The sequence below is a fragment of the Plantactinospora sp. BC1 genome, assembly GCF_003030345.1.
Lineage (GTDB): Bacteria > Actinomycetota > Actinomycetes > Mycobacteriales > Micromonosporaceae > Plantactinospora.
In genome coordinates, this window is the sequence record NZ_CP028158.1 from 6,605,053 (window position 1) to 6,622,093 (window position 17,041).

Genomic DNA, 17,041 nt, shown 5'->3' on the forward strand with positions numbered 1-17,041 from the left:
CCGGACCGTGGTCCCGACAGTGCGGGAGCTGGCTAGGGAGTGCCGACCCGGGGCGGCGGCACCAGTTCGGTGGAGCGTTGCCGGCCGATCCGGCCGACCCCGGGCTCCCGCTCCGGACCGTCCGGGGACCGGCCGTTCGACTCGGCGCCGGTGGGCTCACCCGGCTGCGCAACCGGCTCCGCGACCGGGTCGCCGGGGGAGCGGCGCACGTCGACCACCTGCCCGGTCAGCCCGGAGAGCAGCACGTCCAGTGAGACCCGGGCCACCGTGTCGGCCGCCAGCAGGGTGTGCTCCGGCTCCTCCCCGAAGGCTCGGGTCCGCATCGGGGTCGCGGTCCGCTCGGGGTTGACGCAGTTCACCCGTACGCCGAATTCGGACCACTCGTCGGCGAGCGCCTGGGTGAGATTGACCACGGCGGCCTTGGTGGCGGAGTAGAGGGCGTACCGGGCCCGGCCCCGGGTGTAGGAGCTGGAGGTGTAGAGCAGCAGCTGCCCCCGGGTCTGCTTCAGGTAGGGCAGCGCCTGCCGGGCGATGTCCACCGGGGCGACCAGGTTGACCTGGAGCATCTGCGCGATGGTCGCCTCGTCCATCTCGGCGAGCGCGCCCATCCGGAGCACCCCGGCGGTCACCACCACGTGGTCGATCCGGCCGGTCGCCTCGAACGCGCCGCGCAGTGCGGCGGCGACGTCCTCGCCCCGCTCCACGTGGGTGCCGGTGCTGGACCGGCTGACCGGGAAGACGTCCGCCCCGTAGCCCCGGGCGACCTCGGCCAGCCGTTGGCCGATGCCCTCGCTCCCGCCGAAGACCACCACGGTCCGGCCGCTCAGCTCCTCGACGTACGCCCGCTCGTCAACAAGCCGGGGCGCCTGGGCGGCGGCGAGCTGGAACAGCTTGTCCGCCAGGTGTACGTCGACCGGGTGGGTGACCTTGATGTTCTCGTCCGAGCCCTCGATGACCTTGATCGGCACCTCGGGCAGGTAACGGAGCACCACTCCGCAGTCGTCGGTGGCGCTGAACTCCGGGTCCTGCCCGGCCAGTTCGTAGGCGGCCCGGATGGTGCGGGACCGGAACGCCTGCGGGGTCTGCCCCCGGCGCAGCCGGGACCGCACCGGGATGTCGGTGATGCAGTCGTCGTCGTCCACCTGGATGATCGTGTCGGCGGACGGGATGGCCACGTCGACGGCGGAGTGCGTCCAGAGCGCGTTGACGCACTCCCGGACGATCCGGGGGCTCAGCAGCGGCCGTACCGCGTCGTGGAAGAGCACGTTGCAGTCGTCCGGGCCGATCGCCGCCAGCGCCAGCCGGGTGGTGGCGTTGCGGGTGTCACCGCCCTCGATCACCTGGCTGACCTTGCGGAAGCCGGCCTTCTCGACGATCTGCCGCGCCTCGTCGAGGAAGCCGGGCGCCATCAGCACGATGATGTCGTCGATCTCGGGCGCGTTCTCGAAGACCGCGACGGTGTGTTCGAGGATCGGCTTGCCGGCGATCTTGAGTAGCTGCTTGGGGATGCCGAGCCCGACCCGGGTCCCGGTGCCGCCGGCCAGCACCACGGCGACGGTCCGGGTGGGCCGCCAGGGGGCGGCGTCCGGCTCGCCGGCCGGCCGCGTCGCCGGGTTCTGCACCATTGCCGATCCTCACTGACTGTGCTGGTCGATGGGTGTTTCCCTGCGTCGTCGCGCCCCTCGCGCCGCCGACGGCGCCGTCGCGCGGATCCGATCGGGTCGCGGGCGACCCCTAGGACCCTAGCGCGGCGGGGGCGGGGCAGGTCGCCCGTGACGCTGCCGCCGCCCGAGGTCCTCCGCCGTTGTCCGGACTACGTCCGGTTCATGTACTTCTCGTACTCCGGTACCACCTCGTCGGTGGGGCCGTCCGCCCGGATCACCCCGGACTCCAGCCAGATCGACCGCTCGCAGGTGGTCCGGATCGTGTCGATGCTGTGGCTGACCAGGAAGACCGTGCCGGCCTCGGCGCGCAGCTCGCGGACCCGCTGCTCGCTGCGGCGCCGGAACCGGGCGTCACCGGTGGCCAGCGCCTCGTCGATCAGCAGCACGTCGTGCTTCTTCGCCGCCGCGATCGAGAAGCGCAGCCGGGCCGCCATGCCGGAGGAGTACGTCCGCATCGGCAGCGAGCTGAAGTCGCCCCGGTCGTTGATCCCGGAGAACTTGACGATCTCCGGCGTGACCTGCTTCACCTGGGCCGGGGTCATCCCCATCGCCAGGCAGCCGAGCGCGACGTTGCGCTCGCCGGAGAGGTCGTTGAGCAGCGCGGCGTTGACCCCGAGCAGCGAGGGCTGGCCCTGGGTGTAGACGGCGCCCCGGCTCGCCGGCAGCAGCCCGGCGATCGCCCGCAGCAGGGTCGACTTGCCGGAGCCGTTGCTGCCGATCAGGCCGACCGCCTCACCCCGGTACGCGGTGAAGCTGACGCCCTTGACCGCGTGCACCTCGCGGACCGCGGGGGACTTGGTGCCGGTCAGCATCCGCTTCAGGGCGGCGACCGGGCTGCCGTTGCCGCCCGCGCCGGCCCCGTAGACCCGGTAGATCACGTGTACGTCGTCGACGACGACGGTGGGGATCCGGGGACCGCCGACCGTGGTGGTGGTCGCCGAGAGGTTGGTCTTGGGATCGATCGGTTCAGCCACGGCCGTACTCCTTCTCACCACGCCAGAAGTAGATGAACCCGAGGACGCCGGCCAGGAGTGCCCAGCCGATGCCGAGCAGCCAGGACTGGGTCTGGGACGCGGTCACCGGCGCCGTCTCCATCAGCGCGTGCCGCATCAGCTCGATGTAGACCAGCAGCGGGTTGAGCTGCACCAGCGAGGCCGCCCACTCGGGCAGGTGCCGCTCGAAGTTCTCCACGCTGTAGAGCACGCCGGAGGCGTACATCCAGGTGCGCATCACGAACGGGACGAGCTGCTTCAGGTCGGTGATCTTCGACCCGAACCGGGCCATCGCCATCGCCAGCCCGGCGTTGAAGACCGACTGGAGCAGCATGACCGGGACCAGCAGCAGCCACTCGACGGTCAGCGGCTCCCCGTCGATCAGCACGATCCCGGCGAGTACGACGATCGAGGCGAGCAGGTGCTGGAACTGGGTGAGCGTGATCGCGATCGGCAGGCTCGCCCGGGGGAAGTGCAGGGCCCGGATCAGCCCGAGGTTGCCGCTGATCGCCGTCACCCCGCCGCTGACCACCGACTGGGTGAAGGTGAAGACGAAGAGCCCGGTGCAGAGGTAGGCGATGAAGTTCTCGACATCCCGGCTGGTGCCGAGGATCACGCCGAAGATCAGGTAGTAGACCGCCGCGTTGGTCAGCGGGGTCAGCACCTGCCAGACCCGACCCAGCCGGGCGGTGCTGAACGAGGCCGCCAGCTTGGCGTTGGCGTAGGCGGTGATGAAGTGCCGATACGACCAGAGCTGTTTGACGTACCCCCCGAGGCTGGGTCGCGCCCCGGCGACGGAGAGTCCGTAGCGGGCGGCCAGTTCTGCCTGGGTCAGCTCTGAATCGGGATGTGCTACCGCCGTGCTGGCCATAGCTGGGCGCTCCGATCTGTCCGGGCTCGAAAGAGTGCGCGACTTCCGGGCCGGAACCGTTGCGGGCAAATGCCGTCCGGGGCGTCGCTGCGTGGCAAGGTAGTCCAAACTACGTCGGGACGCAACCGTACCGTCGTCGCGCTATATTGGCCCACGTGGCGACCGACAACCGGCGTGCTCCGGCGGGAGCGGCGGTACTCCGTGGGGAGATAACCGACGCACTCCGCCGAGCCGTGATGCAGGAACTCGCCGCGGTCGGATACGGGCGTCTCTCGATCGAGGCGGTCGCGCGCCGGGCCGGCGTCGGCAAGACGGCGATCTATCGCCGATGGAGCTCGAAGCTGGAGATGGTGCTGGAGATCGTGTCCCGGGTTGCCGGGCAGAGCCTACCCTTACCGGACACCGGCAGCCTAAAGGGTGACCTGGAGGTGCTGCTGCGGATCGTGGCCCGGGCGCTGCGACACCCGCTGGCCTCGCAGATCGTCCCGGACCTGCTGGCCGAGGCGGCCCGCAACCCGGAGATCGCCGAGACCCTCCAGCAGGCCCTGCGGACGAACCAGCGCGACGTCGGCATACTCTTGCTCGACCGGGCGGTCGGTCGCGGTGAGCTTCCCGCCGAGGCGGATCCGGACGTCGCGGTCGACCTGATCATCGGTCCCCTCTACTGGCGGCTCGCCGTCGCCCGCACCCCGTTCCCGGAGGACTACCTGCCTCGAATGGCCGCCGCGATCGCGGCCGGGCTCGGCGCGCGGGGCCCGATGCCGGTGGGAGGGGGCCTCGACGTCGTACTCCCCGGCTGACCGGCGGCCGGCACCCGATCCGGCCCCGCCCAGCCGCACCGCCCCCGGCACCCCCCGGGACCCCGATCCACCCCGTGACCAGAACCCCACCACCCATTTCATCGACCGCGTCAAGAGCTAGCATCGCTGCCGGACGCGATCCCCTCGTCGACAGGAGGATGCCCATGACTGGGCAGCAAGACCTGATTCCATCCGCGAAACCAGTTATCGGAGAAGCTGAGATCGAGGCCGCCGTACGGGTGCTCCGCAGCGGCCGGGTGGTCCAGGGGCCGGAGGTGGCCGCGTTCGAGGAGGAGTTCTCCGAGCTGGTCGCCGGACGGCACTGTGTCGCAGTCAACTCGGGCACCTCCGCCCTGCAACTGACCCTGATGGCGCTGGGGATCGGCCCCGGCGACGAGGTCGTGGTGCCGTCGTTCTCCTTCGCGGCGAGCGCGAACGCGGTCCGCCTGGTCGGCGCCGAGCCGGTCTTCGCCGACATCGAGGCCGGCAGCTTCTGCCTGGACCCGGCCGCCGTCGAGGCCGCGATCACCCCGCGCACCGTGGCGATCATGCCGGTGCACCTCTACGGCCACCCCGCCGCGATGGACCGGCTGGTGCCGATCGCGCAGCGGCACAACCTGGCCGTCGTGGAGGACGCCGCCCAGGCGCACGCCGCGGCCCTGAACGGGCAGCCGGTCGGCAGCTTCGGCACCGCCGGGTGCTTCAGCTTCTACCCCACCAAGAACATGCACTCGCTCGAGGGCGGCATGATCACCACCGCCGACGCCGAGCTGGCCCGGACGCTGCGGCTGCTGCGCAACCAGGGCATGGAGCAGCGGTACGCGAACGAGATCGTCGGGGCCAACATGCGGCTCACCGACGTGGCGGCGGCGATCGGCCGGGTGCAGCTCAAGCAGCTCCCGGAGTGGACCGAGCAGCGGCGGTCGAACGCCAAGTTCCTCGACTCCCGGATCACCGCCGCGGTCACCCCGCCGGTGGCCGACGCGGCCCGGCACGTCTACCACCAGTACACGATCCGGGTCACCGGGGACCGGGACGCCGCCCAGCAGAAGCTGCTGGACCGTGGCGTCGGTAACGCCGTGTACTATCCGACTCCGATCCACCGGTTGAAGCCGTATCTCGGCAAGGACGGCCAGCCGGGTCCGTGGACCCTGCCGGAGACCGAGCGCGCCGCCCGCGAGGTGGTCTCGCTGCCGATCCACCCGTCGCTGAGCGCGACCGACCTGGAGCGGATCGCCGACGCCGTGAACAGCCTGGAGGGCTCACAGTGAGTGTCGTCAGCGGCCAGGGGCGTACCCTGCGCGCCGGCCTGATCGGGCTGGGCGCGATGGGGCGCAACCACGCCCGGGTGCTGTCCAACCTGGACGGTGTGGAGCTGGTCGGCGTCGCCGACCCGGCCGGCGACTCGACCGGCACGGTCCGGGCGCCCGTGGTGGCGACCCTGGCCGAGCTGATCGCGATGAAGCTCGACTACGCGGTGGTGGCCTGCCCGACCGCGCTGCACGAGCAGGTCGGTCTGGAACTCGCGGCCAACGGGATCAGCGCGCTGATCGAGAAGCCGCTCGCCCAGTCCGTCGAGACCGCGCAGCGGCTGGTGGCGGCCTTCGAGGCGGCCGGGCTGGTCGCCGGGGTCGGGCACATCGAGCGGTACAACCCGGCGTTGCAGAACCTGCGCAGCCGGCTGGAAGCGGGCGAGCTGGGCGAGGTCTTCCAGGTCGTCACCCGCCGGCAGGGGCCGTTCCCGCACCGGATCGCCGACGTCGGCGTGGTGATGGACCTGGCCACCCACGACATCGACCTGACGAGCTGGGTGACCGGCCAGGAATACACCTCGGTCTCGGCCCGCACGGTCTCCCGCAGCGGCCGGCTGCACGAGGACATGGTGGCCGCGGTCGGCCAGCTCGCCGACGGCACGATGGTCAACCACCTGGTGAACTGGCTGAGCCCGCTGAAGGAGCGGTCGACGGTGATCACCGGCGACCGGGGGTGCTTCGTCGCCGACACCCTCACCGCGGACCTCACCTTCTATGCCAACGCCGCGATCGACACCGAGTGGGAGGCGCTGCGCGCGTTCCGTGGGGTGGCCGAGGGCGACATGGTGCGGTACGCCATCCCGAAGCGCGAGCCGCTGCTCGTCGAGCACGAGCGGTTCCGTGACGCGGTGGAGGGCAAGGAGAGCGACATCGTGACGCTGCGCCAGGGCCTGCGTACGGTCCAGGTGGCGGCGGCGGTGCTCCAGTCCGCCACCGACGGCAGCACGGTGTCGGTGGCACCGGGCGACCGGACCGTCGACGACCTCTCCACGACCGGCTGATTCCGCGCGCGGCCCGGTGCCGCGCGCGGTTTCCGCGAAAGACACCCGGGATCCGGTGGTGTTCGCACAGGCCCGCCACAGTCGGGCAAGAGTCAGCTCGTCTTATCTGGAGGATCGCGCATGACACCGCCCGCTCGCCGACCGCGACTGGCAGTGATCGTCGGAAACGGCATCACCGGGGACTCCCGGGTACAGAAAACCGCCATCTCGGCGGCGCGGGCCGGCTGGGAGGTGCTGCTGATCGGCGCCGGGCGGGGACGCGCCGTCAAGTCGACCATGGGCGCGGTCCAGGTCGTCCGGGTCGGCGTCGCCGCGCACATGCGGGCGAAGCAGAAGGGGCACAAGCTCCGCCGGATCGTCACCCAGTTCGGGATCGCCGACAAGGAGGCGCTGGCGCGTACCCGGGCGGCCAACCAGACCTGGGTGCGGCAGACCACCGCCCGGATCGGCCGGATGCGGTCCACCGAGGGCCGGTCGGCGGCGGCGAACGCGATCGTCGTACCGGCCAGCCGGGCGCTGGGCGCACTGGTCCGGGCCCGCCGGCTCACCCACAAGCTGCGGGTCCGGGCCTTCCAGTGGGAACAGCGCTACCAGGCCGCGCCGACCGGGCAGTGGGCCAAGGACTGGCCGTACCTGCTCGACCTCGACCTCGCGTTCGGGCCGGCGATCGAGGAGTTCAAGCCGGACGTCATCCACGCCAACGACATCACGATGATCGGCACGGCGGCGCAGAGCGTGGCCCGGATGCGCAACCGGGGGGAGAAGGTCCGGTGGCTCTACGACGCGCACGAGTACGTGCGCGGCGTGGACTGGCCCGACCCGTTGCAGGCCAGCGCCTTCAACGCGCTGGAGAAGGAGTTCATCGGCTTCGCCGATGCGGTGGTGACGGTCTCCCCGGAGATCGCCGAGCTGCTGCGCAAGGACTACAAGCTCAAGAAGACCCCGCTGGTGGTCCGGAACGTGCCGATCCGGGAGACGGTGAACACCGGCCGGGAGACCTATTCGGTACGCCGGGCCTGCGGCCTGGAGCCGGACGTGCCGCTGCTGGTCTACTCCGGCTGGCTCGCCGCCGAGCGGGGGCTCGGGGTGGCCGTCGACGCCCTGCCGGAGCTGCCCGAGTTCCACCTCGCGATCGTCTCCGGCCGGACCAGCCCGGACCTGACGATGCTGCTGGAGAAGGCCGACAAGCTGGCTGTGCGGGACCGGATCCACGTGGTGCCGTACGTGCCGCAGCACGCCGTACCCGACTATCTCTCCTCGGCGGACCTCGGCCTGATCTGCTCCAAGCGGACGCTGAACTACGAGATCTCGCTGCCGACCAAGCTGGCGGAATACCTGCACGGCGGGCTGCCGGTGGTGGTCAGCGACGTGAAGACGCTCAGCGCGTACGTCCGGAAGCACAGGGTCGGCGAGGTCTTCCGCTCCGACGACGCGGCGAGTTTCGTGGCGACGGTGACGCACGCGATGGCGAACCGGAAGCAGCTGGCCGACGCGATCACCGAGGAGATCCTCACCGACCTCTCCTGGGAGACGCAGAGCGCCGGCCTGATGCGGCTCTACTCGGAGATCTCCGGGATCACCCCGCCGAACCCGCGTCCCGAGGTGCGCTGGTCGCTGACCGAGCAGCCGGTGCCGGTCGCCGGCCCGGCCACCGAGCCGGGACCGCTGCCCCGGTGGCGTCCGCTGGACAACACCAGGGTCCGGCTGGGCCTCGGCCCGGCCAACTACGCCGGCCAGCTCGCCACCTTCGCCCAGGCGATCTGCCGGAGCAACCCGGAGGTCTCGGCCGAGGTCGTGATGGTGAAGACCTCGCCGACCCTGCTCTATCCGGCGGACGTCTACGTCGACCAGGCCCGGCTGCCCGACCTGGACTGCCAGCTCGAACAGGTGCAGCGGGCGATCGGCCGCTACACCCACCTGGTGGCGGACGCCTTCCTGCCGTTCTTCGGGCACCTGAACGGCAACAACATCGAGGGTGACCTGCCGGCGCTGCAACGGGCCAAGATCAAGGTCGCGCTGCTCGGCCACGGCAGCGAGGTACGCCACCCCAGGCGGCACCTGGCCCGGCACGAGTACTCGCTGTTCCGGGACGCCCCGGACGGCTACGTCGAGCGGTACACGGCGCGGGCCGAGCGCAACCGGAAGGTGGCCGAGGAGACCGGGCTGCCGCTCTTCGTCACCACCCCGGACCTGCTCGACGACCTGCCCTGGGCGACCTGGGCGCCGCTGGTGGTGGACCTGGACGCCTGGGCCACCGACCAGCCGGTGATGGAGCGGCCCCGGCCGGTGGTGCTGCACGGCCCGTCGAAGCGCTGGACCAAGGGGACCGACCGGATCCTGCCGGTGCTGAACGACCTGCACGAGCGGGGCGCGATCGAGCTGAAACTGGCCGAGAACGTCGCCTGGAAGGACATGACCGAGCTGGTCAAGACCAGCGACATCGTGATCGACCAGTTCACCACCGGCAGCTACGGGACGTTCGCCGTCGAGGCGATGGCCGCCGGCAAGCCGGTGGTCGCCTACCTGAGCGACAGCGTGGCGGCGACGGTCGGCAGCACCCCGCCGATCGTGAACGCCACCCCGGCCAACCTCCGCCAGGTGCTGGAGTCCCTCCTGGACGACCGGGCCGGCACCGCCCGCCGGGGCGCCGAGTCGGTGGCCTACGTCCGGGAGTACCACGACGGTCGGCGTACCGCGGCGGCGTTCGCGAGCTTCCTAGCCAGCTGACGTGCGAGGAACGGCCCCTTCTCGTCCCGAAGAGGGATGAGAAGGGGCCGTTCCTTACCCCACGTCTTTACAGTACGGCACCGACGTCGAAGCAGAGCGTGGGTGCGACGTTGCGCGCCGTCAGGTCGGCCAGGATGGTGGCGGCGGCCGGCATCGAGCCCGGATCGCTCACCACCAGGACGTCGAACCGACCCGGCTGGAGCACGTACCGGTCCAGCAGCCGCAGCCGGGGGTCGCCCTTCTTCGCGTAGAGCGGCTGGAAGAGCCGCCGGTAGACCGGCAGGCCGACCCGGCGGTGCACCCGGTCCGCGAACGCCCGCTGGTACGCCCGGTTGGCCTTCTTCGACCTGCCGGCCAGCGGCCCCCGGCCGACCGCCTTGAACAGGAAGCCCGGTCCCCGGACCAGCACCATCTGCTCCACGGCGAGCGGTGCCAGCCGGAGTTCGAGCTTGGTCAGGTCCACCACCCGGAGCTGCTTGGGCAGCTTCTCCCGGCGCCACTTGCCGATGTCGTTGACCACCAGGGTGGCGCTGCCACCGGCGGCGATCACCCGCTCGACGTCGGCCAGCACGGCGAGCCGGCGGGAGCCCTCCAGGGCCAGGATCAACACCTGCGGTTCAGCCATCGGTGCGGGCATCCCATCCGGTCGTGGTCGACGTCCCCGGGCCCGGCGTGCCGAACCACGCCTCGCGGTGGCTGCGGGCGACGGCGGGATAGCTGTACCTGTCGGCGAGTTCCCGACGGGCGCGGTCCAGGTCCAGGCCGTGCGGGAAGCGGTCCCGCAACCGGCGATAGCCGTCCACGATGGACTCCGCGTTCTCCTCCACCGGGATCAGCTCGCCGGCCGCCTCCTCCAGCCCGGCCAGCGTCTCCTCCGGTCCGCCACAGCGGGTGACCAGCACCGGCGTCCCGGCGGCGATCGCCTCGACGATCGTCATGCCGAAGGTCTCGAACCGGCTCGGGTGCACCAGCAGGTCGTGCTCGCGCATCATCCGCAGCGCCTCGTCCGGCGCCACGGCACCGGCGAAGGTGACCGCCTCGGCGACGCCGAGTTCGCCGGCCCGCCGGGTCAGGTCCTTGCGCAGCTGTCCCTCGCCGACGAAGGTGAGGGACAGCGCCGGCTCCTCGGCCCGGCACTTGGCGAACGCCTCGAGCAGCCAGGAGACGCCCTTGCGGGGGAGCAGGCCGCCGACGAAGAGCCAGCGGTGCAGCGCGCTGACCGGGGTGGCCCGGGGCTGGTCGAACGAGATCGGGTTCGGGATGAAGCCGATCCGGTCGGCGTGGTGCGGAAACGCCTCGACCAGCGGGTTGCGTACGGCGTCGCCGACGGCGAAGAAGCCGGCGCAGCGGTGCAGCAGGTCGTCGTACATCGCGCGCGCCTCGGGCTGTTCCAGCACCAGGTTGAGGAAGGTGGCGTGCTCGGTCACGAAGACCCGCGCGTCCGGCCGGGCGTTCTGCAACGCCGCCCAGCCGCCGGGCAGCCCGACGTGGGCGTGCACCACCGGGGCGTCGATCGGGGCGTTGCCGAGCGCCGCCCGGAGCGCCTCGGTGTGGTTGCGGGAGATCGTCGCGTAGTCCGGGGTCACCGGCATCACCACCGGCAGGTGCACCAGGTCGGCGCCGCCGACGGTGGGGCGGCGGTGCACGCCCTGCGGCAGCAGCGCCCGGAACGCCTCGTCGATCGCGGCGGTGGTCTCCGCCGGCAGCCGGTGCCCCCACTCGTCGGTGTGGTAGACGGTGACCTGCTGGTATTCCGGTGCGGTCGCCTCCACCATCGCCTGCACGAAGGCGCCCCGAAACGGGCGCTGGCCGGTCGGATACCACGGGGTGACGACGGCGACGTCGCTGGCGGGATTCGTCTGCACCTGCTTCGGTCCTCGGTTCGCCGGGCGGTCTCGGTCAGGCATGCCGCTCGAGGATCTCGACGACCCGCTGCGCGGCGGTGCCGTCGCCGTACGGGGCGGCGCGCTCGGTCGTCGGCGTCGGCCGGGTCGCCGTGGCGACCCAGTCGGGAGTACCGGCCGGGTCCGGGACGAGCCGGTTCCAGTCGCCGTCCAGCGTCTCGACCCACTCGGTCTCCGGGCGCAGCGTGGTGCAGACCCGGCCGAGCAGGAACGCCTCCTTCTGCAACCCGCCCGAGTCGGTGACCACGCCGGCCGAGCCGAGCACCGCCGCGACCATGGCGGCGTAGCCGACCGGGCGGCCGACGTGCAGGGCGCCCTGGGCGAGCTTCAGACCGTATTGTTCGGCGCGGGCCAGCAGCCGGGGGTGGGCCAGCAGGGCGACCGGTACCGGCAGCGCGGCCAGCGCCGCGACCAGCCCGGCGAGCCGCTCCGGGTCGTCGGTGTTCTCCGCCCGGTGCAGCGTGGCGAGCAGGTACGGCGCGGTCGGGTCGATCCCCTCCGGCAAGACCGGCCGGGGGTGCTCGCCGGCGAGTACGGCGTCCCGGATCCGCAGGCAGACGTCGACCATCACGTCTCCGGCCAGCACGGAGCGGGCCGCCAGCCCCTCGTCGGCGAGGTGCCGCATGGCCTCCTCGGTCGGGGCCAGCAGCAGGTCGGCGGCGTGGTCGGTGAGCACCCGGTTGTGCTCCTCCGGCATCCGCCGGTTGAACGAGCGCAGCCCGGCCTCCAGGTGGGCGACCTTGAGGTGCTGCTTGACCGCCGAGACCGCGCCGGCCAGCGTCGAGTTGGTGTCGCCGTAGACCAGTACCCAGTCCGGGTTCTGCTCGGCCAGCACCGGGTCGATGCCGGCCAGCACCGCGCCGGTCTGCACGCCGTGGCTGCCGGAGCCGACCCCGAGGTGGACGTCCGGGTCGGGGATGCCCAGGCCGGAGAAGAAGACGTCGGAGAGGTCGGCGTCGTAGTGCTGACCGGTGTGCACGATGACGTGCTCGTGATCCGTTCGGGCGAAGGCCGCCGCGATCGGCGCGAGTTTCACCAACTGCGGGCGGGCTCCGACAACGCTGACAACCTTCACTGCGGATTACTCCCGGCGTCGATCGACGGTGGAATGCGGGGCATCGTGCTGACTCGTACGCTTCCGGCCGCGCACGCTTCGCGCGACAAGGCGGGAATGGTACAGCAGCCCCCGGTGCCCACACGATACGTCACTCCGTGGGTGATCTCCCAGCCGACCGCTGCCGGCGTCCGCGCCAGGCCCGGGCGAGTTCCCGGGGTACGTCGACCAGCGCGCGGGCCGGTTCCCGGGCTCCCCGGGCGAAGGCGCTGCCGAGCCGTAACCCGGCCGAGGACTCGACCTCGGCGAGCCGGCGCCGCGCCTCGCGCAGCTCGGTGTCCCGCTCGGCGAGCAGCCGCTCCTGCGCCTCGACCCGCCCGGTCAGTTCGGCCAGCCGTCGCCGCACCGGCCGGCTCACCAGGTCGGCGAGCTGGTACTCGTTGACCACCCGCAGCAGGGTGGTCAGCTCCGTCGCGTCACCGCCGTCCGGTTCCGGCTCCTGCCCCGGACCGGTCCCGGCCGGCTCGACCGGGGTACGGGCGTCGACCAGATAGCCGCGCAGCGGGGCGAGCCGCTCCACCCGCTCGACGACCAGCGCGGCGGAGACCCCTCGGATGGCGGCCCGGTCCAGCGGGGAGACCTCGCGGATCTGGCATCCTCCGGCCACCAGCGGCCCGACCAGCCGGTGGTACGGCAGCTCCTCGACCGGCCAGCCGATCAGCAGCGCCGCCCGGGTGCCGGGGCGGGCCCGGCGCAGCATCGGGGTCAGCGCGTCCGGGTCGGTGTGCGCGGGCGAGTCGGCGCCGAGCAGGCAGAGCGGCAGCGACTCGGGGCCGAACTCGGCGCCGGCCGCCTCGTCGAGCGGCTGGCGGCGGTAGGCCACCTCCGGCGGCAGTCGCAGTTGCCGCTCCAGCCTGACGTCCGGGTGGCTGACGTCGACCACCTCGCGTACCCCGTCGAGATAGCGCGGGAGGATCTCGGAGATCCGCATCGGTGCGTTTCCTCCTCAGCCGGTCCGGGTGAAGACGTGGAACCCGTTGGGGTTGCCGCGGAACGCGTACGGGCGCCACCCCTCGAATCTCAGGCCGCACTCCCGGGCCAGCCGGACGTACCGGTCCCGGCCCCGGACGACCTGGTAGTTCCCGTACCTCCGGTCGCCGTCGCCGCCCCAGTCGGCGAGGACGAGCCGGCCCCGGAGCCGGACCAGCGAGGCGAGGTTGCGTACCGAGCGCTCCCACTCGGCGTCGTCGAGTACGTGGAAGAGCACGTCGACCGAGAGCACCACGTCGTACGGCCACGGGCTGCGCCAGCCCGACAGTGTGGACCGGAAGTACCGGGCACCGCCGCCGCGCTCCCGGCAGTACGCCAGCGCGCTCTCGCTGGCGTCGATCCCGTCGACCTGGTGGCCGAACCGGGCCAGCTCCCGGCTGAACCAGCCCTTGCCGCAGCCGGCGTCGAGCAGGAACAGCGGCGCGACCGGGTCGGACTGGTGGCCGATGATGTCCAGCAGGAGGCTGAGGCGCAGGATGTAGAACATCCGGTTCGTCGGCTCGTCGAAGGACATGTCGCCGCCGGAGCGCAGGTCGCCCTCCCGCCGGTGCCGGTCGTTCCAGTAGGCGTCGTTCTCCTCGGCGGAGAGCAGCTCCACCCTCGCTCACCATCCCTCGCCTCGGGCCCGGCGTACCTGTTCGGTGGCTCCGGCGGCGACGCTAACACGCCATCGTCCGGACAGAACCGAACGACCCGGCAGAGGTGGGGCGAAACCGCTCAAACGATGGCGCGTAGGTACGGCACCCGGGCGGCGCCGAGCGAGGCCGCGAACGAGACGACCAGGATCACCAGGTACGCGCCGAGCATCAGCGGCAGCGAGCGTCCCTCGGCCACCCCGGGAACGGTCTGCCGGAGCAGCTCCAGCACCAGCAGGTGGACCAGGAACACCCCGAAGGAGGCGTCGGAGAGCCGGACGAGGAGCCGGCCGGACCGCTCCGACGGGGTGACCCGGGCACCGATCCCGACGGCGAGCAGGAAGAGGCAGATCGCCGCGGCCGCCACCGTGCCGCCGAGGTAGCCGACCGGCAGGAGCGTCTGGAGCCAGCGGTGTTCCGGTGAGACGCCCCACTGCCAGACCGCCTCGGCCATCAGCAGCACCGCGAGCACCCCGGCCAGCAGCAGGCCGCGCCGGCCGAGCACCACCCGGTGCAGCGCCCAGCCGGCCAGGAAGTATCCGACGTACGGCCACCACATGGTCAGCGCGCCGAGGTGGATCGGGCGGGGCGCGCCGATCATCGCGGCCATCCCGGAGGAGGCGAAGGTGACCAGGGTGAAGGCCAGGGCCACCCCGGCGAGGATCATCGCCCGGCGCCGCCCGCCGTCTTTCAGGAACGCCGCCAGCACCGGGGCGACCAGGTAGAGCCCGGCGATCAGCCAGAGGAAGTAGAGCGCGGTGAAGACCCTGGCGTCCATCAGGTTGCGGGCCAGCAGGGTCGGGGTCAGCTCCTCGCCCCGCCAGAGCATGCGTACCCCGACCAGGTAGACGAGGTGCCAGACGACCAGGGCGGGGACGATCCGGACGAAGCGCTTGCGGTAGAAGGCGACCGGCCCGGCGGCGTGTGCCCGGGGCGCCAGGGTGAGCGCGCCGCTGATCATGACGAAGACGGGTACGGTCCAGGTCGCACCGAGGTCGATGGCGGCGGCGGTCCACCAGCTCAGGGTGTGCCGCAGGTCGTCGTGTCCGAGTACCAGCCCGATCACGTGGATCGCGACCACCCCGCAGACGGCGAGCACCCGGAGCGCGTCCAGCCCGTACTGCCGGACCGGCCGGCCGCCGCCCGCTGCGACGCCAGCGGTGACCGGGGCGTCGGCGGGGGGTGTCGGGGTGGATGCGCCGGTCTCCGTCACGGAGGCGCCCTGGGTCGGCAGTTCCGGTTGGGCCGGCATCCTCATCGCGCGAATACTAGTGGTACCGGGGATGCCGGTGAATTCGGCCGAGCCGATGGAATCTCCACCGGTTGCCGTACACTCGTCGCGTCCTCGGGCCCCTTGGAAGGCGGGAAGGCCAAAGATGGTGGTTGACGGCGCGGCCGGGATCTCCGACTCCCGTCGGCGGATTGTCATGTTGGTCGACAACGGGGTCACCGGTGACTCCCGGGTGCAGAAGGTCGCCCGTTCGGCCGCCGAGGCCGGCTGGGACGTCATCCTGCTCGGCTGCTCGCCGACCGGTCAGTCGCAGACCTGGCAGCTCGGCCAGGCCGAGGTCCGGCTGGTGCCGTTCCCGCAGCCGCTGGCGAAGAAGCGGCACGAGTTCCGCCGGGTCTTCCGGCGCGGGCCGCTGGCGTACCCGCCGAGCGGCATCGCCGAGCACCGCGCGCAGTGGGTGCGGGCCTGGCAGGCCGACCTGCGGGTCCGGGCCGCGCAGCTCGCCGTCGCGAAGCGCACCGGCGGGCCGGTGCCGCCCGGTGGCGCCCGGCGGCTGCGCCTGGAGGAGCGGGCGGCGGCGGTACTGAAGAAGTGGGTCTCGTTCCGCTACTGGCAGCTCACCAGCGCCCAGCGGGCCCGGCGCAGGCTGGCGGGCCCGATCGACCGCTTCTACACCTGGTTCTGGCCGGCAGTGCAGGGCGACCGCAGCTGGCGGCGGCTGGAGCCCGGACTCTGGGACTACGAGCTGGCCTTCGGTCCGGTGATCGACGAGCTGGCCCCCGACCTGATCCACGCGCACGACTACCGGATGGTCGGGGTGGGTGCCCGGGCGACGGTCCGGGCCCGGGCCGCCGGCCGGGACGTGAAACTGGTCTGGGACGCCCACGAGTTCCTGCCGGGGCTCAGCTCGGCGACCAAGCGGGGCCGCTGGCTGAAGGCGCACGTCGCGCACGAGCGGGAGTACGCGCCCTTCGCCGACGAGGTGCTGACCGTCTCCGAGGGGCTCGCCGAGCTGCTGAAGGAGTCGCACGGGCTGGCCGAACTGCCCACCGTGGTGATGAACGCGCCGGACGTGACGGTGCGGGACCGGTCGACCGAGTCCGGGGCGGACGAGCCGGTCACGGACATCCGCACCCGGTGCGGGCTGGGCCCGGAGACGCCGCTGCTGGCGTACTCCGGCGGGATCGCCCCGGTGCGCGGCGTCGACGTCATGATCGACGCCCTGCCGACGCTGACCGACGTGCACGTCGCGCTCGTCTCGGTGCCGCCGGGGAAGCGCTCGACCGCCTCGATCGACAAGCTGCTGGACCGGGCCGCCAAGCTCGGCGTGGCCGACCGGGTGCACCTGCTGCCGTACGTCCCGCACTGGCAGGTCTCCGAGTTCCTCTCCACCGCCAACGCCGCGGTGAGCCCGCTGGTGCACCTGACCAACCACGAGATCGCGCTCAGCAACAAGTTCTTCGAGTACTCCCAGGCGCGGCTGCCGATGGTGGTCAGCGACGTGCGGACGATGGCCGCGACGGTCCGCTCCACCGGGCAGGGCGAAATCTTCAAGGCCCAGGACGTGCAGGACTACATCCGGGCGGTCCGGGCGGTGCTGGCCGACCCGGCGCGCTACCGGGCCGCCTACGACCGTCCGGGGCTGCTGGAGAGCTGGACCTGGGAGGCGCAGGCCCGGGTGCTGGAGGGGGTCTACCGGCGGCTGCTGCCCGGTCGTCCGCCCACCGTGCAACCGGATGTTCCGGGTCACCTCGTCACTACCGGTACGCAACGCACGCTCGAAACCACCGGCTGACCCG

Annotated in this window: 14 protein-coding genes; 5 read left to right on the forward strand and 9 right to left on the reverse strand. The window is 72.0% G+C overall.

The genetic code is table 11. From position 1 onward, the window contains the following. Window positions 1–32: 32 nt before the first annotated feature. The 3 genes from C6361_RS28950 to C6361_RS28960 all read right to left on the reverse strand — a co-directional run bounded on the left by C6361_RS28950 (window position 33) and on the right by C6361_RS28960 (window position 3,527). Window positions 33–1,625 carry a bifunctional cytidylyltransferase/SDR family oxidoreductase gene (locus C6361_RS28950; protein ID WP_107269654.1) on the reverse strand — a complete coding sequence of 531 codons (1,593 nt, stop codon included), beginning with the start codon at window positions 1,623–1,625 and terminating at the stop codon, window positions 33–35. 188 nt (window positions 1,626–1,813) lie between these two features. Next, window positions 1,814–2,638, reverse strand: coding sequence for an ABC transporter ATP-binding protein (locus C6361_RS28955; RefSeq protein ID WP_369930656.1), 825 nt, complete (start codon window positions 2,636–2,638; stop codon window positions 1,814–1,816). Further along, window positions 2,631–3,527 (reverse strand): ABC transporter permease, encoded by an 897-nt coding sequence (locus tag C6361_RS28960; RefSeq protein ID WP_107269655.1) that lies wholly within the window; start codon window positions 3,525–3,527, stop codon window positions 2,631–2,633. The genes C6361_RS28955 and C6361_RS28960 overlap by 8 nt, the downstream gene beginning before the upstream one ends. Before the next feature lie 155 nt (window positions 3,528–3,682). Between C6361_RS28960 and C6361_RS28965 the strand changes: the two genes are divergently transcribed. The 4 genes from C6361_RS28965 (at window position 3,683) to C6361_RS28980 (ending at window position 9,368) form a co-directional block, all read left to right on the forward strand. Further along, on the forward strand, window positions 3,683–4,327 hold the full coding sequence (locus C6361_RS28965; RefSeq protein WP_107257259.1) for a TetR/AcrR family transcriptional regulator: 645 nt from the start codon (window positions 3,683–3,685) through the stop codon (window positions 4,325–4,327). A 164-nt stretch (window positions 4,328–4,491) separates the two neighbouring features. Next, entirely contained in the window at window positions 4,492–5,598 is a 1,107-nt protein-coding gene (locus tag C6361_RS28970; protein ID WP_107269656.1) for a DegT/DnrJ/EryC1/StrS aminotransferase family protein, read from the forward strand. Continuing rightward, window positions 5,595–6,641, forward strand: coding sequence for a Gfo/Idh/MocA family protein (locus tag C6361_RS28975; protein WP_304598509.1), 1,047 nt, complete (start codon window positions 5,595–5,597; stop codon window positions 6,639–6,641). The genes C6361_RS28970 and C6361_RS28975 overlap by 4 nt, the downstream gene beginning before the upstream one ends. Window positions 6,642–6,761: 120 nt before the next feature. After that, the gene (locus C6361_RS28980) at window positions 6,762–9,368 is read left to right on the forward strand and encodes a glycosyltransferase (protein ID WP_107269657.1); all 2,607 of its coding nucleotides are present in this window, start codon (window positions 6,762–6,764) and stop codon (window positions 9,366–9,368) included. A 67-nt stretch (window positions 9,369–9,435) separates the two neighbouring features. Here C6361_RS28980 and C6361_RS28985 read toward each other — a convergent pair whose 3' ends face one another. The 6 genes from C6361_RS28985 to C6361_RS29010 all read right to left on the reverse strand — a co-directional run bounded on the left by C6361_RS28985 (window position 9,436) and on the right by C6361_RS29010 (window position 15,269). Beyond that, the gene (locus C6361_RS28985; protein WP_159079527.1) at window positions 9,436–9,993 is read right to left on the reverse strand and encodes a hypothetical protein; all 558 of its coding nucleotides are present in this window, start codon (window positions 9,991–9,993) and stop codon (window positions 9,436–9,438) included. Next, window positions 9,986–11,275: a glycosyltransferase gene (locus tag C6361_RS28990; RefSeq protein ID WP_234359072.1), complete on the reverse strand. Its 1,290-nt coding sequence runs from the start codon at window positions 11,273–11,275 to the stop codon at window positions 9,986–9,988. Before C6361_RS28990 ends, C6361_RS28985 begins: the two co-directional genes overlap by 8 nt. Beyond that, window positions 11,268–12,347, reverse strand: coding sequence for a non-hydrolyzing UDP-N-acetylglucosamine 2-epimerase (gene wecB, locus C6361_RS28995; protein ID WP_107269658.1), 1,080 nt, complete (start codon window positions 12,345–12,347; stop codon window positions 11,268–11,270). The genes C6361_RS28990 and wecB overlap by 8 nt, the downstream gene beginning before the upstream one ends. A 130-nt stretch (window positions 12,348–12,477) precedes the next feature. Next, the gene (locus C6361_RS29000) at window positions 12,478–13,317 is read right to left on the reverse strand and encodes a hypothetical protein (protein WP_107269659.1); all 840 of its coding nucleotides are present in this window, start codon (window positions 13,315–13,317) and stop codon (window positions 12,478–12,480) included. Between the two features lie 15 nt (window positions 13,318–13,332). Next, window positions 13,333–13,974 (reverse strand): bifunctional 2-polyprenyl-6-hydroxyphenol methylase/3-demethylubiquinol 3-O-methyltransferase UbiG, encoded by a 642-nt coding sequence (locus tag C6361_RS29005; RefSeq protein WP_107257252.1) that lies wholly within the window; start codon window positions 13,972–13,974, stop codon window positions 13,333–13,335. 119 nt (window positions 13,975–14,093) lie between these two features. Further along, on the reverse strand, window positions 14,094–15,269 hold the full coding sequence (locus tag C6361_RS29010) for an acyltransferase (protein ID WP_159079528.1): 1,176 nt from the start codon (window positions 15,267–15,269) through the stop codon (window positions 14,094–14,096). A gap of 169 nt (window positions 15,270–15,438) precedes the next feature. Here C6361_RS29010 and C6361_RS29015 point away from each other — a divergent pair, with 169 nt between their 5' ends. Next, the gene (locus C6361_RS29015; protein WP_107269661.1) at window positions 15,439–17,037 is read left to right on the forward strand and encodes a glycosyltransferase family 4 protein; all 1,599 of its coding nucleotides are present in this window, start codon (window positions 15,439–15,441) and stop codon (window positions 17,035–17,037) included. Window positions 17,038–17,041: the final 4 nt, after the last annotated feature.

Excerpts from the sequence above, each read along its gene's own strand:
- C6361_RS28990 (WP_234359072.1), bottom strand. The coding sequence starts at position 11,275 with ATGCCTGACCGAGACCGCCCGGCGAACCGAGGACCGAAGCAGGTGCAG.
- C6361_RS28980 (WP_107269657.1), top strand. The coding sequence starts at position 6,762 with ATGACACCGCCCGCTCGCCGACCGCGACTGGCAGTGATCGTCGGAAAC.
- C6361_RS28950 (WP_107269654.1), bottom strand. The coding sequence starts at position 1,625 with ATGGTGCAGAACCCGGCGACGCGGCCGGCCGGCGAGCCGGACGCCGCC.
- C6361_RS29000 (WP_107269659.1), bottom strand. The coding sequence starts at position 13,317 with ATGCGGATCTCCGAGATCCTCCCGCGCTATCTCGACGGGGTACGCGAG.
- C6361_RS28985 (WP_159079527.1), bottom strand. The coding sequence starts at position 9,993 with ATGGCTGAACCGCAGGTGTTGATCCTGGCCCTGGAGGGCTCCCGCCGG.
- C6361_RS29015 (WP_107269661.1), top strand. The coding sequence starts at position 15,439 with ATGTTGGTCGACAACGGGGTCACCGGTGACTCCCGGGTGCAGAAGGTC.
- C6361_RS28960 (WP_107269655.1), bottom strand. The coding sequence starts at position 3,527 with ATGGCCAGCACGGCGGTAGCACATCCCGATTCAGAGCTGACCCAGGCA.
- C6361_RS29010 (WP_159079528.1), bottom strand. The coding sequence starts at position 15,269 with ATGAGGATGCCGGCCCAACCGGAACTGCCGACCCAGGGCGCCTCCGTG.
- C6361_RS28970 (WP_107269656.1), top strand. The coding sequence starts at position 4,492 with ATGACTGGGCAGCAAGACCTGATTCCATCCGCGAAACCAGTTATCGGA.